Below are 19,502 nucleotides of genomic sequence, written 5' to 3' on the forward strand. Positions count from 1 at the left end.
CAATTTCTGGATAAAATCCGATCAATCAAACACATAACTCTAATTATTTATAATGCCTGAATATTCCAAAATCTGTAGCCGTCCACAGAGCTGCTTTTTGTCCCGCAGCTTTTAGGGCATCATTTGTCCAGGTGTTACAGGTATACGTGAAATTGTAGCTTCCCTTAGCATCATAAAAGGCATCGTTATCAGCATACACAGCATTTGTCGGGATGAGAATAAAATTACCATTCTTATCTCTATCGAATTTGGCTTCTACGAATTCAACTAATTTTTTATACTGGGACCTGCTGATCATAATCATTTTACAGTCTTCTCCTTCTTTCATCGTACTATAATAAGTACAGTGCATTGCAGATTCACTTAACCAGAAAGCAGCTTTGAAAGCTGTTGAAAATTTTAAATCAGCCCATGTCGGAGTGTCCAGGTAGAAGCCTTTATCTCCCCATCCGATTCCTATATACTGATAATCAGTTCTCTTTGAAGTGGTATTGGAGAAAGGAACTTTTGTACTCCAGTCCTGCAGATCGTTTTTTATCTGCATTACAATATCCGTGTGTACTCCATTGGTATAAATATAAATTGGGATCTCTTTCTTTTCACCGTCATCCTTCGCTGAAACCCCGATAAACGGGACTAACAGGGCAAGAACAACATAAAGAGCAACGATCCCGAGGATGATTCCTAAAGCTTTTAAAACGATAATAAGTATTTTTTTCACAGATATGTCTTATAAGGTTACGTAAAATTAATTTTTAATTTATCACAAAAATATTTGTTTTAATCGGAAAAATCAGTACATTTAAGTATGAAATAGTCACAAATATGCGTAAAAACACTAAATCCCAAAAAAGATTTAAAATAAGAGTAAAAACAGCTCCGAAAAGAATACAAAAAAAACGTTGATTTTCTAAAAGATTTTATCTTTTTGAAAGTCAATTTTTCTTTTTAGGAAAGGCTTTTCAGAGAATTTTTATTCACAAAATCTTTACCTCCTTAAACCGCTAAATTTAAGGAATGGTCGACTACCCTCTTTAATTTGGAACAGCAGAAATTCCAAACGAGGGTTTATCACCAAAAATTTAACGCTTAACTCCTCATACGAAACTCAATTTTTCAGTTTCTCACCACCATATCCCCTTCAATCTTCCCTTTTTTTGGATACATTCTCATCAAGAACTTGCAATCAGGCATTTATTGTAATTATATTTTACATTTTTATCATTTTTTTAACACATTTTTAATCCCTACGTTTTGTTTCAATTTTCAAGTTTAGTTACCTTTGTCATTGGATGCGGGGAAGATTTCATCAATATTTGTTTACCTTTTTATTTGCACTACTCACTGTTTTAGGTTTGTACTCTGGTCAGATACCGGAGTATCCCGATTTTGATGTCAACTTCAATTCAAAATCCGTAAGTGATGATTCTTCGGAAAACAATATAAAACATTCTTATGCTTTTCTAAGAGACCATGAACTTCATGATCAATATGTTGTTTCACACCTGCCCTATCATAAGCTTAGAGCAAACCTTTCCGAAAGCGATAATGAAAACGATGATAATGTAGAGACATCCGGTTTTACGGGACCTCCAATCTGTTTAGGGACTGACATCGGACATCTGAAACCTGATTTTGTTACGAAATTCCATAACAGACAGAGTGCTGTTTCACTTGCTAATTCAGAACATCTAAAATATTTCAATGATGACCTGTACATCCAGTACAGGGTCATCCGGCTGTGATCTTAGTATATTTTTACGGAAAATTTATAGGTTCTCATGCTGAGAGCCTGCAACCTTATTTTTTCAATTAAAAAAATTTACTATAAAATGATTATCATGGTCAAGAAAAGTCTCATGTATATAAACCTGTGCATTATTTTGCTATGCATAAGCTGTCAATCAGAGAAAAAAGAAAAAACAGAAGCTGCGGTTTTCAATGTAACAAGCCCGCTAGTGAAAGATACTTTAATCGACAAAGATTATGTAGCACAAATTCGATCCATTAACCATATAGAACTCCGTGCTCAGGAAAAAGGCTATATCCAGACCTTATACGTAGATGAAGGTCAATATGTAAAAAAGGGACAACTGCTATTTAAAATTATGCCCAACCTTTATGAATCTGATGTTAACAGGGCAAAGGCAGAAGCAAAATATGCTCAGATAGAATACCAGAACACTAAAAATCTTTCAGATAAAGATATTGTAGCTCCGCAGGAAATGGCAATGGCTAAGGCGAAATATGAAAAAGCCCAGGCTGAGCTTTCGTCAATGAATACACACCTGAAATTTACCGAGATCAGGGCTCCTTTTAACGGAATTGTAGGTCGTCTGCATGTTCGGAAAGGAAGTCTGGTAGACGAAGGTGAGCTGATCACAGAACTTTCGGATAACAGCAAGATGTGGGTATACTTCAATGTTCCGGAGGCTGAATACCTGAATCAGATGAGTGACAGAAAGGACAATGATCCTATGCATGTCCGTTTAAAAATGGCCAATGGAAAAACATTCAGCCAGGATGGTATTGTGGAAACCATCGAGTCTGATTTTGATAATGAAACAGGAAATATTGCATATAGAGCAACTTTTTCTAACCCTAAGGGTCTTCTCAGATATGGGGAAACCGGAAATATACAGATTACAGCTCCCTATGCCAACGCTATGCTGATTCCTCAGAAAGCAACTTTTGAAGAGCTGGAAAAGAAATATGTATATGTAATCAACAAAGACAACAAAGTAAAAGCACGGGAAATAAAAATTGCTGCTGAATTACCACATATTTATGTAGTGGCGTCAGGACTTGGAAAAGATGAAAGAATTCTTTTGGACGGGCTTCGAATGGTACAGGAAAATCAAAAAATTTCCACCCGCTATCAGAAGCCTGAAAAAGTGATGTCGAACCTGGATCTCTATGCTGAGTAATTAAAAAGCAGAATTATGTTTAAAAAAGTAATACACCGGCCGGTATTCGCAATCGTAATATCGGTCATCATCCTCTTTGTCGGTGGATTGGCCATTAAACAGCTTCCTACCGAACAATTTCCAAAAATCGCACCTACTACGGTTGCCGTATCCATTGCTTATCCGGGTGCGAGTGCCGATGTACTGGTGAAATCCTCATTGATTACCATTGAAAATGCCATCAATGGAGTACAGGGAATGCGTTACATCACCACCGATGCGACCAGTGCCGGAGAAGCTACGGTAAACGTTGTTTTTGATCCCGGAACAGATCCCAATGCTGCTGTTGTTCTTGTAAAAACGAGAGTAGACCAGGTGATGCCCCTTTTACCTGAACTCGTACAGAAAGAGGGGGTTGTAGTAAATCCCATTCAGCCCAGTATGTTGATGTATGTCAATTTATATAGCACCAACAAGAGCATGGACGAAAAATTCCTTTACAACTATGCAACCGTAAACATCATTCCTGAAATCAACCGTATTCACGGTATCGCAAAATCCCAGATCCTGGGAAGCCGAAGATATGCAATGCGAATCTGGCTGAATCCCGATCGTATGCGTGCTTATTCTATTTCTGTGGATGAGGTAATGAAGGCTATTGGTGAGCAAAGCATCATCGGGCGTCCCGGAAGAATCGGTCAGAGCTCAGGAATTGCAGCGCAGTCCCTTGAATATGTTCTTACCTATAAAGGACAATATAACAAACCTGAAGAGTATGAGAACATCATTGTCCGTTCCAATGCTGAGGGGGAAAATATTAAGCTTAAAGACGTAGCTAAGGTAGAACTGGGAAGCGAATTCTTTGATATTTATTCCAATCTCGACGGACATCCTTCTGCTTCTATAGTCCTGAAGCAGAATTATGGAAGTAACGCGAATGACGTAATAAAAGATGTGAAAGCAAAGCTTGAGGAAATGAAAGGTAGCTTCCCACCAGGAGTAGATTACAAGATCAGCTATGACGTATCCCAGTTTCTGGATGCTTCCATCGAACAGGTGGTCCACACATTGAGGGATGCCTTTATTCTTGTAGCCATTGTAGTTTTCATCTTCCTTGGAGACTGGAGGTCAACATTGATCCCAATCATTGCTGTTCCCGTCTCTTTAGTAGGAACGTTCTTTGTTATTCAGCTTTTTGGCCTATCCATAAATCTGGTAACCTTATTTGCCCTTGTTCTAGCTATCGGTATCGTTGTGGATAATGCGATTGTGGTTATTGAGGCTGTACACGCCAAGATGGAAGAAAGCAACATTTCACCTTATAAAGCTGTGAAAGAAGTAATGGCTGAAATTGCAGGCGCTATTATCGCAATTACTGCTGTAATGGTGGCAGTATTTGTCCCTATTTCATTTATGACAGGGCCGGTAGGAACCTTTTATCGTCAGTTTTCAATTACAATGGCGAGTTCCATCGTGATTTCTGCTGTAGTTGCCCTTACATTAACGCCTGTTTTAGCGGCAATGCTGCTGAAAAACAATCATGGAAAACCTAAAAAAGCCAATCTCTTTACAAAATCACTGGATGCATTTAATAAAGGTTTTGATAAAGTAACCGGTAAGTATGCATTGCTTCTGAGAAAAATCGTTAACAGAAAAGTGGTAACCTGGGGAATCCTGATTTTATTTTCAGCCGGAATTTTTATCATCAACAAAACACTTCCGGGAGGCTTCATCCCCAATGAAGACCAGGGAACGATTTATGCCATTATTCAGACACCTCCGGGTTCTACATTGGAACAGACCAATAAGGTTTCCAGAGCATTACAGAAGATCTGTCAGGGTGTGGACGGTGTAGAATCCGTATCCTCACTGGCGGGTTACGAAATTATGACGGAAGGGCGTGGTTCTAACGCCGGAACTTGTCTGATTAACCTTAAAACCTGGAGTGCCCGTGACCATTCTGTAAAAGAAATCATGAAAGAACTTGAAGAAAAATCAAAAGATCTCGGAGCAACCATTGAGTTTTTTGAACCGCCGGCTGTTCCCGGATTTGGATCTTCAGGAGGATTTTCCATGAGACTGCTGGATCTGAACAGAACCACAGATTATCAGGATTTCGATAAGGTAAACAAGGAATTTATTGCCAACCTTAAAAAGCGTAAGGAATTAACAGGGGTATTCACCTTTTTTGCAGCCAATTATCCGCAATATGAGCTTGTTTTTGATAATAATGCCGCCATGCAGAAAGGAGTTTCTATCGGTAAGGCGATGGACAACCTGAATATCCTGATCGGAAGTACCTATGAGCAAGGATTTATCAGATTCGGGCAGTTCTTTAAAGTATATGTACAATCTTCTCCTGAATTCAGAAGACTTCCTTCGGATATCATGAAGCTCTATGTAAAGAATGACCGTGATGAAATGGTTCCTTATTCAGCATTCATGACGCTGAAAAAAACACAGGGCCCTAATGAAATTACCCGCTACAACATGTATAATTCTGCTGCGATCCGGGGGTTACCAGCTGCAGGGTACACAACTGCGGATGCAATTAATGCGATTAATGAAACAGCAATTAAAACTTTACCTCACGGATACAAAGTAGCCTGGGAAGGATTATCATATGATGAAGCACAACGCGGAAATGAAGCCATTTATGTATTCCTGGTTGTTCTTGTATTCGTATACCTCGTACTTGCGGCGCAGTATGAAAGCTTTGTCATTCCATTCGCTGTCTTATTTTCGCTTCCTGTGGGGGTATTCGGATCTTTCCTTCTCCTTAAGGCAATGGGTCTGGAAAATGACATCTATGCTCAGGTAGGACTGATCATGGTAATCGGTCTTCTGGGTAAAAATGCAGTATTAATCGTTGAGTTTGCCGTACAGCGGCGACAGTCAGGGGATTCCATATTTGAAGCAGCCGTGGAAGGTGCAAGGATCAGGTTCCGTCCGATCCTGATGACTTCTTTTGCATTTATTGCAGGTCTTGTTCCTTTAATTTTTGCAGGAGGTGCCGGAGCGATCGGAAATCACACCATTGGAGCTTCTGCATTGGGAGGAATGCTCGTGGGAACTATTTTAGGAGTCATCATTATTCCTGGCCTCTATTACATTTTTGCCAAATGGTCTGATGGCAAAAAAATGATCAAAGACGAAGATGAATCACCGCTAAGCGAAGATATGATACACTATGAATAAGAATAAAATATATCAATATGCAGGGATCGCGTTGGTCCTATTAAGCCTTGCTGCCTGCAAACCTATAGAAATAGAACAGCGTGCCGAAAATAAAACAGTTCCTGAACAATACGGGACTGATGATAATAGTTCTTCCAATACAGGAAAGATCAAATGGAATGAATATTTTAGTGATCCAAATCTCCAGGCACTGATCAATGAAGCTCTTAAGAATAACCAGGAGCTGAATATTGTTCTCCAGGAAATAGAAATTTCCAAAAATGAGATCAAGGCCCGTAAGGGAGAGTATTTGCCGTCAGTAGGTTTGAAAGCCGGAGCCAGTATGGATAAAGTAAGCAGATACACTAATATCGGAGCAATGGAAGCAAATACTGAAATTGAACCGGGCAGAGAAATGCCGGATCCTTTATTTGATTTTGCCGTAGGAGCCCAGGCAAAATGGGAAACTGATATCTGGGGTAAACTGCACAATGCCACAAGAGCTCAGGTACAGAGGTACCTTGCCGGTGTAGAGGGAAAGAATTTTATGACTACGAATCTAATTGCTGAAATTGCTGATTCTTACTATGAACTGCTGGCTCTGGATAATGAACTGGATATCCTACAGCAGAATATAAAGATTCAGAATGATGCTTTAGAGGTTGTAAGAGATCTTAAAAAATTTGCCCGTTCCAATGAACTTGCCGTACAACGTTTTCAGGCTCAGGTTTTAAAAACCCAGGGAATGCAGTACGATATCAGGCAGAAAATTGTGGAAACAGAGAACAGGATCAACTACCTTGTCGGAAGATTTCCACAGCCTGTGGAAAGAACCCGCAATACTTTTGATACCCTCGTTCCACAACCGGTATATACGGGGATTCCTTCAGAGCTACTGGAAAACAGACCTGACATTAAACAGGCTGAATATGAGCTTGCTGCATCAAAGCTGGATATAAAATCAGCAAAAGCAAGGTTTTATCCTTCTCTTGATATTGCTGCGGGAGTAGGATTTCAGGCTTTTAACCCTCTGTACATTGTCAAGCCTCAGTCCTTTCTGTATTCTCTTGCAGGAGAGCTTACTGCCCCACTGATCAATAGAAATGCAATAAAGGCAGCTTATTATAATGCCAATGCAAAACAGGTGCAGGCTGTTTACCATTATGAGCAAACTATACTGGGTGCTTATATTGAGGTAGCCAACCAATTATCAAAGATTCATAATCTGGAAAATAGTTTTGATATTAAAAATCAGGAAGTAAATGCCTTAACAAAGTCCATTGATATTTCCAATGATCTTTTTAAATATGCCCGTGCAGATTATATGGAGGTTCTCCTGACTCAACGGGATGCGCTTGAATCCAAGTTTGAACTTGTTGAAAAGAAAGTGAATCAGTTAAAAGCAAGTGTTGCCATTTACAGGGCACTTGGTGGCGGATGGGATCAGAATCCTGTTGCACCCCCCGATATTATTAAAAAATAATATATACCAATTTAATTTTTTCTTAGGGAAGCTTACCGAAAGGTAGGCTTCTTTTTTAAGATTCAGGATCACTACCTTTTTCCAAAAACTCAATATTTCTTTTCAGGCCTGCATATTTTGTTCTTTTTACAGGCGATTTCCTGAAGATTTCAGAGAATAATTCCTGCGTAAGCTCTTTCCATTCGCCTTTTTTAAAATTTTTAAGGCTATCGTTAGGCTTGAACTTGCTCTGCATGTTCGGAGCTGAAAACCGGTTCCAAGGACAAACATCCTGACAGATATCACAGCCAAACATCCAATCCTGCATTTTATCCCTGAAATAATCGGGAATTTCGCTTTTCAGTTCAATGGTAGCATATGAAATGCATTTGCTTCCATCAACGATTTTATCCGAGATGATAGCATCTGTAGGACAAGCATCGATACATTTTCTGCAGGTACCGCAATGGTTGGTGGTTTCGTGATCTGCAATCAGCTCAAGATCGCAAATGATCTCCGCTAAAAAATAAAAGGAGCCGTTTTGCTTCGTGATCAGATTGGCGTTTTTCCCGACCCATCCAATTCCGGATTTCCTGGCCCAGCTTCTTTCAAGTACGGGAGCAGAATCTACAAAAACCCTGAATCCGAATTCCCCGATCTCCTCCTGCAGCTCAGTCACCATTTCACGAAGAATTTCCTTAATTACCTCGTGATAATCTTCAGCATATGCATACTTTGAGATCTTGTAGTTTTCCAGCGTGGAAAGCTTCTCTTCAGGGAAATAGTTATAGGATAATGAGATCACTGACTTCGAGCCTTCTACCAGTAATCGGGGATCTAATCTTTTATCAAAATGGTTTTCCATGTATTTCATTTCCCCATGGAAGTTATTCTTTAACCATTTCTCCAGATGACGGGCATCTTCTTCGAGGAAATCGGCTTTGGAGATACCACAATTCTGAAATCCAAAACGTTGTGCCTTGGACTTTATCAGTTCAGAATATTTTTCAGCAGTTGAATTCATGATTTCCCATTGCAAAACTAAGATTATTTTATAAATTTGTTGGAGTTTGGGTGTGTGAAATATTTCAGACAGCCATTTTATACTTTTAACACTAAATATTTACAATTATGTCATTAGCAGATGTATTAAAATCCGGAAATTATCAATTAATAGATGTTCGCGAACCAATGGAACTGGAAATGGATGGTAATATAGAAGGAGCTCAAAATATTCCATTAGGTGAAGTTGAAGATAGAAAAGAAGAAATTCTATCGATAGAAAAACCAGTTGTAATTTTCTGCAGAAGTGGAAACAGAAGCGGAAAAGCGTTGGAATATTTAAATTCCCAGGGATTAAAGGACGGTTATAACGGCGGTGGCTGGGCAGACCTGAAAGCAACAATCGAAGCAAATCAAGGAACTTTTTAAGTTCCTTTTTTTATCCCTTTTAATAATATGAATCTGAAAAAAAGATTAGCTCAGAATCTCCTTCCTTACACACAGGACCAGTATCTCATTAATAAATTGTGGCAGGAAATACAGACCCAATACTCCCAAAAAGGAAGATTTTATCACAATCTGGAACATCTGACTGCTTTATTTTCGGAGCTAGAAAAGATAAAAAGTGATATTTCAGATTTTCAGGTGATAAGTTTTGCAGTATTTTATCATGATATTGTTTATGATGCTTCCTCAAAAGCTAATGAGAAAAAAAGTGCTGAATTGGCGAAAATAAGGCTTAGTGAAATTAAGGTAGATAAAAGGTCCATAGATAATATCTTTCATCAGATTCTGGCGACTCAACTGCATCAAAAATCCCCAGATAATGACACCAACTATCTTTTAGACGCTGACTTATCGATTTTAGGACAAGACCCTCAAACCTATCTGGAATATACTAAAATGATCAGAAGAGAATACTCTATCTATCCTGACTTTCTATATAAACCTGGCAGAAGAAAAGTACTTCTCCATTTTCTGGAGTCGGATTATATTTTTAAAACTGACTATTTTAAGAATAAATATGAACATCAGGCCAGAAAAAATATAGAGTATGAATTAACAAATTTATAGACCAACCTTATTAAATGTGTTTCTCTATGAACTCTTTCGCCTTCTCCAATATAATATCAGGTACTTCTTTGTGTGGTGTATGTCCTACTCCTGGTATAATATATTTCTCTGAGAATCCGCTCACCTGTACTACTGTTTTTTCTACCTGATCTAAAGTTCCATATTCATCAGCATCTCCCTGAATAAATAGTAATGGACATATAATATCTTTCAATATATACTCGATGTTCCAATTTCTGTATCCCTCCCGAGTCCAGGTTTCTGTCCAGGCCTTGAAAAGCATTTCTACTTTATCTCCGTGGTATTTTTGCAGACGCTCAGGAAGATTCGTAGTTTTATAAGCTTCCCATGCATCGTACACTCCTTTCAGCGTAACATCTTCAACGAAAATATGTCCTGCTTCACAAATAACGGCTTTTATTCTTTCGGGATATTTACCGGCAGTGATCAGAGCTATGGTTCCTCCGTCACTGTGCCCGAATAAAATAGCATCTTTGATGTTAAGCTCCTGCAACAACTCATTCAGAAGATCTGCTTCCAGCTCCATATAATTATCGGGTCTTTCGTGTGTAAGCATCGGACCTGATTTACCATATCCTAAACGATCATAAACCAGAACATTACATTGGGAAGCTTCGGAAAGTTTTTGAGGAAAATCCCTCCATAATTGGGTACATCCAAGGGAGTCGTGAAGAAAAACCAATGTAGGCCTGTTGCCCCGTGAATTATCGTATTCTATATAAAGATTTTTTATTTGGGGTTTTGCTAAATTAACCGACATTCAAGTTATTGCTTCATTAAAATTTAGGTATTTTTACCTCTTCAAATTCGTTCAGAAGGTTAGCAAAAACAGTTTCAACAGGTAGGATGTCATTGATCAATGCAGACACTTGTCCTATTTCCAGTTCTCCATCTTCCAAATCTCCTTCGAACATCCCCTTTTTTGCTCTTGCCCTACCCAAAGACGCCGCTAAAGCTTCCGCATCTCTCCCGGACTGATAAATATTTTCTAGCTCATTGAAGAATTTATTTTTGACCATCCTTACCGGAGCCAGTTCTTTTAAGGTAAGATGAGTATCTCCTTCATTCAGCTCTGTAATTTTCTTTTTCCAGTTTTCGTGGGCGCTGGCTTCATGGGTTGCCGCAAACCGGGACCCTATTTGTACACCATCTGCTCCCAAAATCATAGCCGCTTTTATCTGAGAACCTAAAGCAATTCCTCCAGCTGCAATTAAGGGCTTAGAAATGTGCTGCTTTACATTAGGGATGAGGCAGAAGGTCGTAGTTTCATCCCTCCCGTTATGTCCTCCTGCTTCAAAGCCTTCCGCTACCACAGCATCTACTCCCGCATCTTCACATTTAATGGCAAATTTTGTAGACGAAACAACATGAGCCACCTTAATACCTTCTTTCTGTAAAGTTTCTGTATAGGTTTTAGGATTTCCTGCTGAGGTAAAAACAATCTTCACTCCCTCTTCCAAAATGATTTGAATAATTTCCGCGATATTAGGATAAAGCATAGGTACATTTACGCCAAAAGGCTTGTCTGTAGCTGCTTTGCATTTCTGAATATTCTCTCTTAAAATATCGGGGTACATACTTCCTGCACCGATTAATCCCAGCCCTCCGCAATTGGAAACTGCTGAAGCAAGTCTCCATCCGGAATGCCATATCATTCCTGCCTGAATGATCGGATATTTTATATCAAAAAGTCTGGTAATCCTGTTTTGTTCTGATTCCATCCCATAAATTTTTTTAGCCGCACTAAAATCTATAAAATTACTCATGCTGTAAAAATACTAAAAAACAAAAATTTCATCCCTTTCTATTTGAAGAATATTCAGATAAATTTTCTTTTTAATTTTAATTATCCCGGATGCCATCTATAAAAAAAAACCTTCAGATCATCTGAAGGTTTTTCTATTATTTCTTTAAAGCCTCTTTTTTCCAGTTTCCTTTAAACTTGCAGGAATCGTAACGGCTGTCTATCGATATAAATGTTGTTGGTAATTTGGAATTCACAAATTTTTCAACCATTTCATTTCGCTTCTTATTAAGTGCCATTTGCTTTATTCTGTCATAATCGGTTTCCAGAGTGATCTGGTGAGAAGGAATCACATCTTCGATCTTCACAATTTTCACTACTTTTCTTTTTCTCTCGTCTTCATCATCAAAAGCACTGGTAATATCATCCTTATTAAGACCTGCCAATTCATAGCTGATAGTTCCCGGAATAGTTTCTCTTTCGATCTTATTAGAACCATCAGATCCGGAAATTACCCCACCATTGAATTTTGTTCTTTTATCATCTGAATATTTAAAGGCAGCATCTTTAAATGTAATTTTCCCTTCTGTAATCAGGGTTTTAATACTGTCTAATTTCTTTTTAGCTGTTTTAATTTCGTCTTCAGTAGGAGTAGCCATCAAAAGGATATGTCTTGCATCATATATCTTTCCTGATTTTTTCACCAATTGAATGATATGGTACCCAAATTCTGATTCTACAGGGTCTGAAATTTCCCCTTCCTGAAGGTTTAGTGCAGCCGCCTCGAATGGTTTTACCATCTGTCCTTTAGAGATATTTTTCATTAAACCTCCAGTAGATGCAGAACCCGGATCCTCAGAATAGATTCTCGCCTGGCTTTCAAATGATTCTCCACCTGCAATATCCTGTTTAATCTTTTTTAACTTATTGATCAGCTCATCTTTATGGGCTTCCGTAAGTTTAGGATACATCATGATCTGCGCTAAAGTTACTTCATCTTTGATTTCAGGTAACTGAGCTTTATACATATTATAAAAATCGGTTACTTCATTTGGCGTAACATCGGCCTTATCAGTAACTCTCTGATATTTTGCCTGCCCGTAATAGGTATCCGTGTCTATCTTTTCGATAGCATTCTTCATTTCGTAAGCAGTTCTGAACTTGTAGGCGGCTAACATTGCTTTTTCGTCAGGAAATTGGGAAAGTAACTGGCTGTACTTTGCATTAGCCTGAGTTTTAATAGCAGCCGATCTGTTTTCAATCAAGGTATCCTTTTTTGCTTCGAATACAAGAAGTTTATTGTTGATCAGATTCTCCAAAAACTCACACTTATCTGTGTTGGAAGCGCCCTGCTGTTTTGCATAATTCATCTGTTCATTAACGTCAGACTCTAACACAATTTCATCTCCGATTACAGCAGCAATACCATCCACCAGGTCCCCTTGTTTTAACTGGGCCTTCATGTTAGTAGCAAACAGCATCACAAAAACTCCAAAAAGAAAAGTGATCTTTAGTTTATTTATCATTTTAGTATTTTAAACAAGTTGCAAATTTAGAATTCTTAACGAATTACACTAAATTTTTTATTATAAATATTTCTTAAAAACATCTATTTATTGTAGTTCAACGTCAAATGTTGTTAATTCTTTGAATTGTCTCAGTCTGCTGAACATATCCGATTCACTTACTTCTTCAATTCTTTCGGTCCCGAACTTCTCTACAGTAAATGAGGCCATTGCTGAACCAACGATCAATGCTGATTTCATTGTTTCAAAATCGATCTTCTGTTTCTTGGCTAAATATGCAGCAAAACCACCTGCAAAAGTATCTCCCGCTCCGGTCGGATCAAAAACATCTTCTAACGGAAGTGCCGGAATAGCGAACACCTGAGTTTCATTGAACAGTAATGCCCCGTGTTCCCCTTTTTTAATGATCACATATTTAGGTCCCATTTTAAGGATCTTTTTTGCCGCTTTTACTAAAGAATATTCTCCTGAAAGCTGTCTGGCTTCTTCGTCATTGATGGTAATCACATCTGTTTTGGCGATCATATCCATTAAAATATCCATCGCAGTATCCATCCAGAAATTCATGGTATCCAGGACAACAAGCTTTGGACGTTCATTCATTTTTTCCAGTACGGACAGCTGTACCCCCGGATGAAGGTTTCCTAACAACAAAATCTCTGCATCCTGCATAGAATCCGGGATTTTCGGATCAAAATTTTCCAGAACATTTACTTCCGTAGCTAAGGTATCTCTCGTATTTAAATCATTATGATACTTTCCTGACCAGAAAAATGTTTTTCCTTCTTTCACGATCTCAATTCCTTCGATATTTACATCCCTGTCGGTAAACATATCAAGATGCTCTTGTGGAAAATCCCCTCCAACAACAGAAACAATCCCTGATTTTACGCCTAAGATAGATGAAGTGATCCCGATATAAGTAGCGGCACCCCCCAAAATTTTATCTGTCTTACCAAATGGTGTTTCAATTGCATCAAATGCAACACTTCCAACAACTAAAAGTTTCATATATTTTTCAATGTATTTTAAACTGATTTATTTTTTCCATTCGAAAGTATCCAGCAGATGCTTCATATCATTCTTGATATAATTTACTGCAGGAGCCAATGAATCCGGTTTCGGTCTTGTATTAAAGTATAGATAAGCAGTTACAAAGTGTTTTGTACTGTCTGTAATATAAAATTGAAGATTGGAAGCACTTTGCCCCTTTAATTCGTAAAAATTCCCGTAGACTTTCTTTTCGGGATATTCAAAAGACTTAGTGTCAATGGCACTGGCCTTAATGGTGTGCTCATACACCATTTTTTCAGCTTCTTTGATATGATCGGCAAAATCATTCTGAATCGGATAATAGGTAACAAAAACCTTAGCCTTCATTTTAGGATAATTCAGATAGTACCAGCAAGGCCTTTTAGCATTTGTGATCATTGCAAAATCCGAGTATTCAAAACTATAAGCACAGTTAGGATCAAATTTTTGATATTTTGGTGTGGGGTATTCCAAACGCAATTCTCCGTATGGTTTTGGGATTGGATCTTTTCCACATGAAATTAAAAGCAATGAAGCAAATATAAAAATGACTTTTTTAATCATTTTGCAAAAGTACAAATTAGATTTCAGATTTAGGAAGACAAATTTCAGTCTTTCAACGAGTTTTGGATATAGCTTTCCAGAGGCTTGGGAAAAGATTTATCCTGTGATCCCCGGTAGTCCGTTACAATATATTGATTATTTAATGTAAAATCCTCCCAGATAGCTTTTGAAGTGATTTCAACATTATAAATATCTATGGTAAGATTCTTATGGGTGAGCTTATGTTGAACTGTTTTAAGGTTTTTTATAAATATCTTGAAATCCTCAGGAAGAGAGGATGGAAATTCAAAAAGTTTCTTCCAGATAAAATCATCTTTTCTTTGTTGGATCACAAATTGGCCTTTGTAATGAACAAAATAATACTGCAGATGAAGGTCTTCTGTTTTTACTTTTTTTGTTTTAACCGGAAACTCTGAAACCTTGTTCAAAGCAACAGCCAGGCAATCATCTTCTAACGGACATTTTTCACACAGAGGATTTTTGGGCTTACAGATTTCAGATCCCAGATCCATCATGGCCTGATTAAAATCTCCGACATTCTCCGGCATAACTAATGTTGCCAACTGAGAAAAATAAGCAAAGGCCTTTGAACCGGAAATATCAAAATCATCTGCGAAAACACGACTTAATACCCTGTAGAAATTCCCATCAACGGCAGGCATGCGTCCGTTAAAACAAATGCTCGAAACTGCAGCTGCAGTATACTTCCCCACTCCTTTTAGCTGTAATATATCCTCATACCGGGCAGGAAAAACACCATCAAAATCTGTCATGATCTGTTGGGCTGCCTTATGGATATTGATTGCTCTGGAATAATACCCCAAGCCTTTCCAGTGAAGCAAGACCTCATCTTCTTCTGCTGAGGCCAGGGATTTCACATCCGGAAATCGTCTGATAAAATTATTATAATGGTTAAGCCCCTGAGCAATTCTGGTTTGCTGAAAAACAATTTCGCATATCCATATTTTATATGGATCTTTTGTTTTTCTGAATGGTAAATCTCTGGCATTTTCCTTGTACCATCCCAACAGCTTGTTTCCGACGTGAAGAAAGTCCGAACCCTTAAAATTCTTTTCCAAAAAGTGACTCTGTTTAAATAATTCAACCTGCCTTTTACATCATTTCACAAATAGGATAGGAAATCAATCAAAGCAATTGCAAAGATAGAACTATTTACTTTCTGTACCTACAGTATATACCGGAGCAGATTTCAGCCATTGATACTTAAGCTTTTTCTCTTCTGCGATAAAACGGTATCCGTTAAGTTTTTTCAAAAAAACATACATGGAATCTTTTTTAAGCTTTAGTCTCTGGTTGGATAGAAACTGGAACGGATAAGTAACCACAGAGTCCCTTGTCGTTTTTTCTATCTCACCGGAGGTAAGTCTGTAAATAAAAATAGGTCTCCCACGACCGGATGAGCTGTCTACGAGCTTTATATCTGAACTGACAAGAACCATATCACTGCCGTCGATACATTCTTCTTTATTCATAATATAAGCTTTCCCTTCCTGTCTCTCATCTTCAAAAAGATCTTTTTTATAGTAATTCGGGCTTTGATATTTCTTCTCGCAGCCTATAAAAAGCATCAGGAAAACGGGTATGCAATAGGCAAACCTGGATGTAAACATATTAATTTTCATATAAATTTGGTAGAAAAAAACCGATGTAAAATTGCATCGGTTTTTATTATTTGGTAAGGATATATTAGTCCTGAGTATATTGAGACTCCCATTCGTTACCATCATCCCCTTTATGTCCATCCAATTTAATAACGAAACTCTTTGTTGGGAAATAAGGCGTTAAACGGATATCAAGCCATACCCTGTCTTTATTTACTTTATCCTGTTCGAAACGAACGATCTTGAATTTTTCAATCAGTTTATCCGGACCTTTGATACCATCAAGGAAGGTCACAATCTGTCTTCTCAGATCATCTTCATTTTTAGCGGTCCAGTTTTCAAATGCTCTTCTGTTAAGGAAATCCAGCAAAACTTTGGTTACATAATCGAATACACGAACTACAGAATAGGTTTGAAGACCAATATTATCTCCTGTAAACAACGTTTTTGCAGAGAAGGCCATGATCTTGCCATATTCATTAACCATCGGGACCAATCCCATTTTTTCCAACTGAGAAATTTCACTTTTCTTCAATTCGAATTTTACGGCATCTACTTCGTTGATGTTACCATGATTTTTACCGGCCGCTACCTGAGACATTAATGTTTTATGAATTTTACCGGCCAATGAAGTAGAAGGTGGAAGTTCCACATTTTCTTCTTCACCCACTTCCTCAGCTCTTCCACGTCCTACAAGCCAGTTGCAGGTCATGATTACATTACTTCTGTGAAGTTCTCCACCGGTAAGGTTCGCAGAATGAAATAAATCCACCACGTCATCCGGTTTGTCAAGATTAGCAAAATCGGTAACCAACATTACTTTGTTCTCATTACAGATCTTTGCCCATTTTTCGACTACTTTATTTGATCCTAAATAACCTGGAATGGCTAATAGGGAATAATTGTCTCTAAGATCCAGACGATCATAATAACTCTTGAATTCTTCAGCAATAGCATCGATGAAAAGCGGATTATCAAGATCCGATAGCTGATCTAAGCTTGCATTCACAATACTTACATTATCAACCTTATCAAGTTCGGTATTTTTATAGAACTGGGCTACTGTACGATAAGAGGTTTCTAACTGACGAACCGTATCCAGAGTGTTCTTTAAATTTGTTTTTAAACTATTTTCTGCCTGTTGTGCTTTATTTTTGCACACTTCTGCCATTTTATCTGCAGATTCGTTTCCTTCCAGAAGGCTTACCCAAAGATTAATCTTCTGTAGCAATTCTTTTCTTTCATCTCCTTTATTATTATCGGTGAGGAATATTTCTTTTCTTGCTTTTCTGGTAGGATTCATGTTGGCGATGCCGTCAACAACAGATTCTACAAAACCGAAACCACCAATTTTATTGAGTTCGGCAAGGGGATTACCTTTCGGTTGTCCCGAATGTTGCTGCTGGCCTTGTTGTTGGCTTTCAGCTGCCTGTAATTTACTATCCATGATTTAATGTAAAGTCTTTAGGTTATTTTTCAAGTTCTTGTGCCACTTCTTTCAACACTTCCACAAATGCAGCTCTTGTCTGCTCATTTTCCAGCATACTGCGTAGAACCTTATTGGTTTTTAGCTGGCGGACAATTTTATTATATTGTTCCTGTTCCATACTAAGTTGCTGTAAATAATCTGATTTTTGCGTAAGGCTTTTAGGAGTGAAGTCTCCCAGATTTTGAAAACGGAATTCTTCATTGATTACACTACCATCTTCCGTTTCATGTTGTACACTTATCGAAGGTTGAAAATGTTTGAAGACGTCATCCACAGTCTTTAATCCTGTTACAATTTCAGGGGTATAAGATTCATCGGTAGTAAGCTGGCTTACAATTAATGACTTATTCTCTTGGATTTCCTGAATAGCTTCATTAGCGTCTACTTTTATCTCGTTTCCGCCAACACCATAATTAAACATTGCCATATTATTATTATTTTGAGATTTTTGATTTTGGTTAGAACTGGCTTTACCCGACGAATCGAATAAGTCGCCAATCCAATGTTTAAATTTAAAAAAAAACTCCAACATACAAAATTTTGTTAAGATTTTTCTTACATTATTTAATCCTATTTGGTCTGTGACACTTAAATATGTCATTTTCACCTCACTAAACTATGAAAAATAAATAAAAATAAGCTATAAAGAGATAAAATAAAATCCTGGTGTACTTTACCCTTATGCAAAGATGTTAAATCCCGGACAAAATAAAAATTCTTCTTATATCTGAAAAAAATACTGAAAAAAATATTCTTTATATTTAAACAAAGAAACAGAATTATGAAAGATGTAAAGATAGCGTTTAGAAAACCAATATTTCCTGTTTCAGAAGCATTACAGCAATATCTGAAAAAACACAACAGAATAACCAAGATTCATTTTCTGTATGAAGAGCTCCTGAGATTTAGTGACAGCGTAAGTATCCTGGATAATGATGGTAAAGATACTTTGTGGCTTGGGGTATTGTATTCTGAACATGAGTTTAAAGAAATAGAAGCTAATCTAAACAAGATCTATACTCTTCTTCATTCTGACGGAGATGAGGCTACTTTACCCTACCTGAAAGTAGATACAATCGACTTTTGCACCTTCGGAAATTCTAAACCTTTTCGAATCCGGGTGAGAAATATTCTGAACGACAATTACACTAACTTTTATATTAAGCAGGCAGATGCTTCCCGTATTTATGGGCTGGAGCTTGAGGACCTGCTTTCTCCCAATCGAATTAACTTTCTGATTTACAAAAACACTTTAATAGAAGAGCATATTTTAGGAATTCCCGGTGATGTTTTTATTAAGAAGCACCTACCCAATTGTACGGAGTCCGAAAAAGCTCAGATCTCCAAGGAATTTGTAAAATTCAATGAACGCTGTCTTATTGGGCTCCTTGGTGACATGCGCTCTTATAACTATGTCATTATTCCAATACATGATTTTGACCAGGTTATTTACAGAATCCGCCCCATTGACTTTGACCAACAAACTTATGAAGGAAATCTGAAGGTATACCTCCCCCAATATTTTAAAGAAAATAGTCAAATGGTCAATATGGTACTGGAAAAACTGAAACCCAGTTCCATAGAACAGTACCGTAAAGAAGTACGTTCACAAATTGTAAAAAGGGTAACCAGCAGTAAAAACAGATTTGATGAACTCATTTCTATTATGAAAAAAGAAGATCTCGCACCGGAAGCCAATGTTACAGAACTAAAGACGGCTTTGCAAAAACTCACTTACGATGTAAATTTCAAATATTGTAAAACCATGGGAGACATTATAGAAACCGGAATAAAGTTTGTGATCCGGAATTATAAAAATGCATATTAAAAGAAAATCCGTCCCCACTAATGTGAGAGACGGATTTTTTCTTTTCTAACAATTT

18 protein-coding genes are annotated in these 19,502 nt (G+C 37.7%); 7 read left to right on the forward strand and 11 right to left on the reverse strand.

Features of this window, described 5'->3' with window-relative positions; genetic code table 11:
- Positions 1 to 43 precede the first annotated feature (43 nt).
- Positions 44 to 721, reverse strand: coding sequence for a TIGR02117 family protein (locus tag AAEU33_RS20625; protein WP_345990064.1), 678 nt, complete (start codon positions 719 to 721; stop codon positions 44 to 46).
- Between the two features lie 595 nt (positions 722 to 1,316).
- Between AAEU33_RS20625 and AAEU33_RS20630 the strand changes: the two genes are divergently transcribed.
- The 4 genes from AAEU33_RS20630 (at position 1,317) to AAEU33_RS20645 (ending at position 7,566) form a co-directional block, all read left to right on the forward strand.
- Entirely contained in the window at positions 1,317 to 1,745 is a 429-nt protein-coding gene (locus tag AAEU33_RS20630) for a hypothetical protein (RefSeq protein ID WP_273650953.1), read from the forward strand.
- Between the two features lie 96 nt (positions 1,746 to 1,841).
- Positions 1,842 to 2,927 (forward strand): efflux RND transporter periplasmic adaptor subunit, encoded by a 1,086-nt coding sequence (locus tag AAEU33_RS20635; RefSeq protein WP_345990066.1) that lies wholly within the window; start codon positions 1,842 to 1,844, stop codon positions 2,925 to 2,927.
- A 15-nt stretch (positions 2,928 to 2,942) separates the two neighbouring features.
- On the forward strand, positions 2,943 to 6,104 hold the full coding sequence (locus AAEU33_RS20640) for an efflux RND transporter permease subunit (protein ID WP_172276814.1): 3,162 nt from the start codon (positions 2,943 to 2,945) through the stop codon (positions 6,102 to 6,104).
- Positions 6,097 to 7,566, forward strand: coding sequence for a TolC family protein (locus AAEU33_RS20645; RefSeq protein ID WP_345990067.1), 1,470 nt, complete (start codon positions 6,097 to 6,099; stop codon positions 7,564 to 7,566). Before AAEU33_RS20640 ends, AAEU33_RS20645 begins: the two co-directional genes overlap by 8 nt.
- 55 nt (positions 7,567 to 7,621) lie before the next feature.
- On the opposite strand, the gene queG is transcribed toward AAEU33_RS20645, so the two are convergent.
- Positions 7,622 to 8,569, reverse strand: coding sequence for a tRNA epoxyqueuosine(34) reductase QueG (gene queG, locus AAEU33_RS20650; RefSeq protein ID WP_345990069.1), 948 nt, complete (start codon positions 8,567 to 8,569; stop codon positions 7,622 to 7,624).
- Between the two features lie 107 nt (positions 8,570 to 8,676).
- Between queG and AAEU33_RS20655 the strand changes: the two genes are divergently transcribed.
- Together AAEU33_RS20655 and AAEU33_RS20660 are read left to right on the forward strand one after the other, a co-directional pair.
- Positions 8,677 to 8,976 carry a rhodanese-like domain-containing protein gene (locus AAEU33_RS20655; protein ID WP_172276805.1) on the forward strand — a complete coding sequence of 100 codons (300 nt, stop codon included), beginning with the start codon at positions 8,677 to 8,679 and terminating at the stop codon, positions 8,974 to 8,976.
- 27 nt (positions 8,977 to 9,003) lie between these two features.
- The gene (locus AAEU33_RS20660; RefSeq protein ID WP_345990071.1) at positions 9,004 to 9,621 is read left to right on the forward strand and encodes a hypothetical protein; all 618 of its coding nucleotides are present in this window, start codon (positions 9,004 to 9,006) and stop codon (positions 9,619 to 9,621) included.
- Positions 9,622 to 9,631: 10 nt separating this feature from the next.
- On the opposite strand, the gene AAEU33_RS20665 is transcribed toward AAEU33_RS20660, so the two are convergent.
- The 9 genes from AAEU33_RS20665 to AAEU33_RS20705 all read right to left on the reverse strand — a co-directional run bounded on the left by AAEU33_RS20665 (position 9,632) and on the right by AAEU33_RS20705 (position 18,046).
- Complete coding sequence (locus AAEU33_RS20665) at positions 9,632 to 10,402, reverse strand: alpha/beta hydrolase (protein ID WP_345990072.1); 771 nt, start codon at positions 10,400 to 10,402, stop codon at positions 9,632 to 9,634.
- Between the two features lie 16 nt (positions 10,403 to 10,418).
- The gene (locus tag AAEU33_RS20670; RefSeq protein ID WP_345990074.1) at positions 10,419 to 11,363 is read right to left on the reverse strand and encodes a nitronate monooxygenase; all 945 of its coding nucleotides are present in this window, start codon (positions 11,361 to 11,363) and stop codon (positions 10,419 to 10,421) included.
- A 181-nt stretch (positions 11,364 to 11,544) separates the two neighbouring features.
- On the reverse strand, positions 11,545 to 12,912 hold the full coding sequence (locus tag AAEU33_RS20675; RefSeq protein WP_172276793.1) for a peptidylprolyl isomerase: 1,368 nt from the start codon (positions 12,910 to 12,912) through the stop codon (positions 11,545 to 11,547).
- Between the two features lie 87 nt (positions 12,913 to 12,999).
- Positions 13,000 to 13,923, reverse strand: coding sequence for a PfkB family carbohydrate kinase (locus AAEU33_RS20680; protein WP_273650948.1), 924 nt, complete (start codon positions 13,921 to 13,923; stop codon positions 13,000 to 13,002).
- 27 nt (positions 13,924 to 13,950) lie between these two features.
- A complete protein-coding gene (gldD, locus tag AAEU33_RS20685; RefSeq protein WP_172276787.1) occupies positions 13,951 to 14,508 on the reverse strand; it encodes a gliding motility lipoprotein GldD in 558 nt (185 codons plus the stop codon).
- Positions 14,509 to 14,552: 44 nt separating this feature from the next.
- The gene (gene mutY, locus AAEU33_RS20690; RefSeq protein ID WP_345990076.1) at positions 14,553 to 15,587 is read right to left on the reverse strand and encodes an A/G-specific adenine glycosylase; all 1,035 of its coding nucleotides are present in this window, start codon (positions 15,585 to 15,587) and stop codon (positions 14,553 to 14,555) included.
- A gap of 90 nt (positions 15,588 to 15,677) precedes the next feature.
- On the reverse strand, positions 15,678 to 16,151 hold the full coding sequence (locus tag AAEU33_RS20695) for a hypothetical protein (RefSeq protein WP_273650945.1): 474 nt from the start codon (positions 16,149 to 16,151) through the stop codon (positions 15,678 to 15,680).
- Between the two features lie 64 nt (positions 16,152 to 16,215).
- Complete coding sequence (locus AAEU33_RS20700) at positions 16,216 to 17,577, reverse strand: DUF5458 family protein (protein ID WP_345990078.1); 1,362 nt, start codon at positions 17,575 to 17,577, stop codon at positions 16,216 to 16,218.
- 22 nt (positions 17,578 to 17,599) lie between these two features.
- Positions 17,600 to 18,046 carry a type VI secretion system contractile sheath small subunit gene (locus tag AAEU33_RS20705; RefSeq protein ID WP_228456922.1) on the reverse strand — a complete coding sequence of 149 codons (447 nt, stop codon included), beginning with the start codon at positions 18,044 to 18,046 and terminating at the stop codon, positions 17,600 to 17,602.
- A 354-nt stretch (positions 18,047 to 18,400) separates the two neighbouring features.
- Between AAEU33_RS20705 and AAEU33_RS20710 the strand changes: the two genes are divergently transcribed.
- A complete protein-coding gene (locus AAEU33_RS20710) occupies positions 18,401 to 19,447 on the forward strand; it encodes a hypothetical protein (protein WP_345990080.1) in 1,047 nt (348 codons plus the stop codon).
- Positions 19,448 to 19,502: the final 55 nt, after the last annotated feature.

The sequence above is a fragment of the Chryseobacterium sp. Chry.R1 genome, assembly GCF_039645525.1.
In the GTDB taxonomy this organism is placed as follows: domain Bacteria; phylum Bacteroidota; class Bacteroidia; order Flavobacteriales; family Weeksellaceae; genus Chryseobacterium; species Chryseobacterium proteolyticum.

What these genes read in the sequence shown, in the direction of transcription:
- AAEU33_RS20655 (WP_172276805.1), top strand. Translation starts at nt 8,677, where the DNA reads ATGTCATTAGCAGATGTATTAAAATCCGGAAATTATCAATTAATAGAT.
- AAEU33_RS20660 (WP_345990071.1), top strand. Translation starts at nt 9,004, where the DNA reads ATGAATCTGAAAAAAAGATTAGCTCAGAATCTCCTTCCTTACACACAG.
- AAEU33_RS20670 (WP_345990074.1), bottom strand. Translation starts at nt 11,363, where the DNA reads ATGGAATCAGAACAAAACAGGATTACCAGACTTTTTGATATAAAATAT.
- AAEU33_RS20635 (WP_345990066.1), top strand. Translation starts at nt 1,842, where the DNA reads ATGGTCAAGAAAAGTCTCATGTATATAAACCTGTGCATTATTTTGCTA.
- AAEU33_RS20700 (WP_345990078.1), bottom strand. Translation starts at nt 17,577, where the DNA reads ATGGATAGTAAATTACAGGCAGCTGAAAGCCAACAACAAGGCCAGCAG.
- AAEU33_RS20665 (WP_345990072.1), bottom strand. Translation starts at nt 10,402, where the DNA reads ATGTCGGTTAATTTAGCAAAACCCCAAATAAAAAATCTTTATATAGAA.
- gldD (WP_172276787.1), bottom strand. Translation starts at nt 14,508, where the DNA reads ATGATTAAAAAAGTCATTTTTATATTTGCTTCATTGCTTTTAATTTCA.
- AAEU33_RS20705 (WP_228456922.1), bottom strand. Translation starts at nt 18,046, where the DNA reads ATGGCAATGTTTAATTATGGTGTTGGCGGAAACGAGATAAAAGTAGAC.
- AAEU33_RS20710 (WP_345990080.1), top strand. Translation starts at nt 18,401, where the DNA reads ATGAAAGATGTAAAGATAGCGTTTAGAAAACCAATATTTCCTGTTTCA.
- AAEU33_RS20645 (WP_345990067.1), top strand. Translation starts at nt 6,097, where the DNA reads ATGAATAAGAATAAAATATATCAATATGCAGGGATCGCGTTGGTCCTA.
- AAEU33_RS20680 (WP_273650948.1), bottom strand. Translation starts at nt 13,923, where the DNA reads ATGAAACTTTTAGTTGTTGGAAGTGTTGCATTTGATGCAATTGAAACA.
- AAEU33_RS20640 (WP_172276814.1), top strand. Translation starts at nt 2,943, where the DNA reads ATGTTTAAAAAAGTAATACACCGGCCGGTATTCGCAATCGTAATATCG.
- queG (WP_345990069.1), bottom strand. Translation starts at nt 8,569, where the DNA reads ATGAATTCAACTGCTGAAAAATATTCTGAACTGATAAAGTCCAAGGCA.
- AAEU33_RS20675 (WP_172276793.1), bottom strand. Translation starts at nt 12,912, where the DNA reads ATGATAAATAAACTAAAGATCACTTTTCTTTTTGGAGTTTTTGTGATG.
- AAEU33_RS20695 (WP_273650945.1), bottom strand. Translation starts at nt 16,151, where the DNA reads ATGAAAATTAATATGTTTACATCCAGGTTTGCCTATTGCATACCCGTT.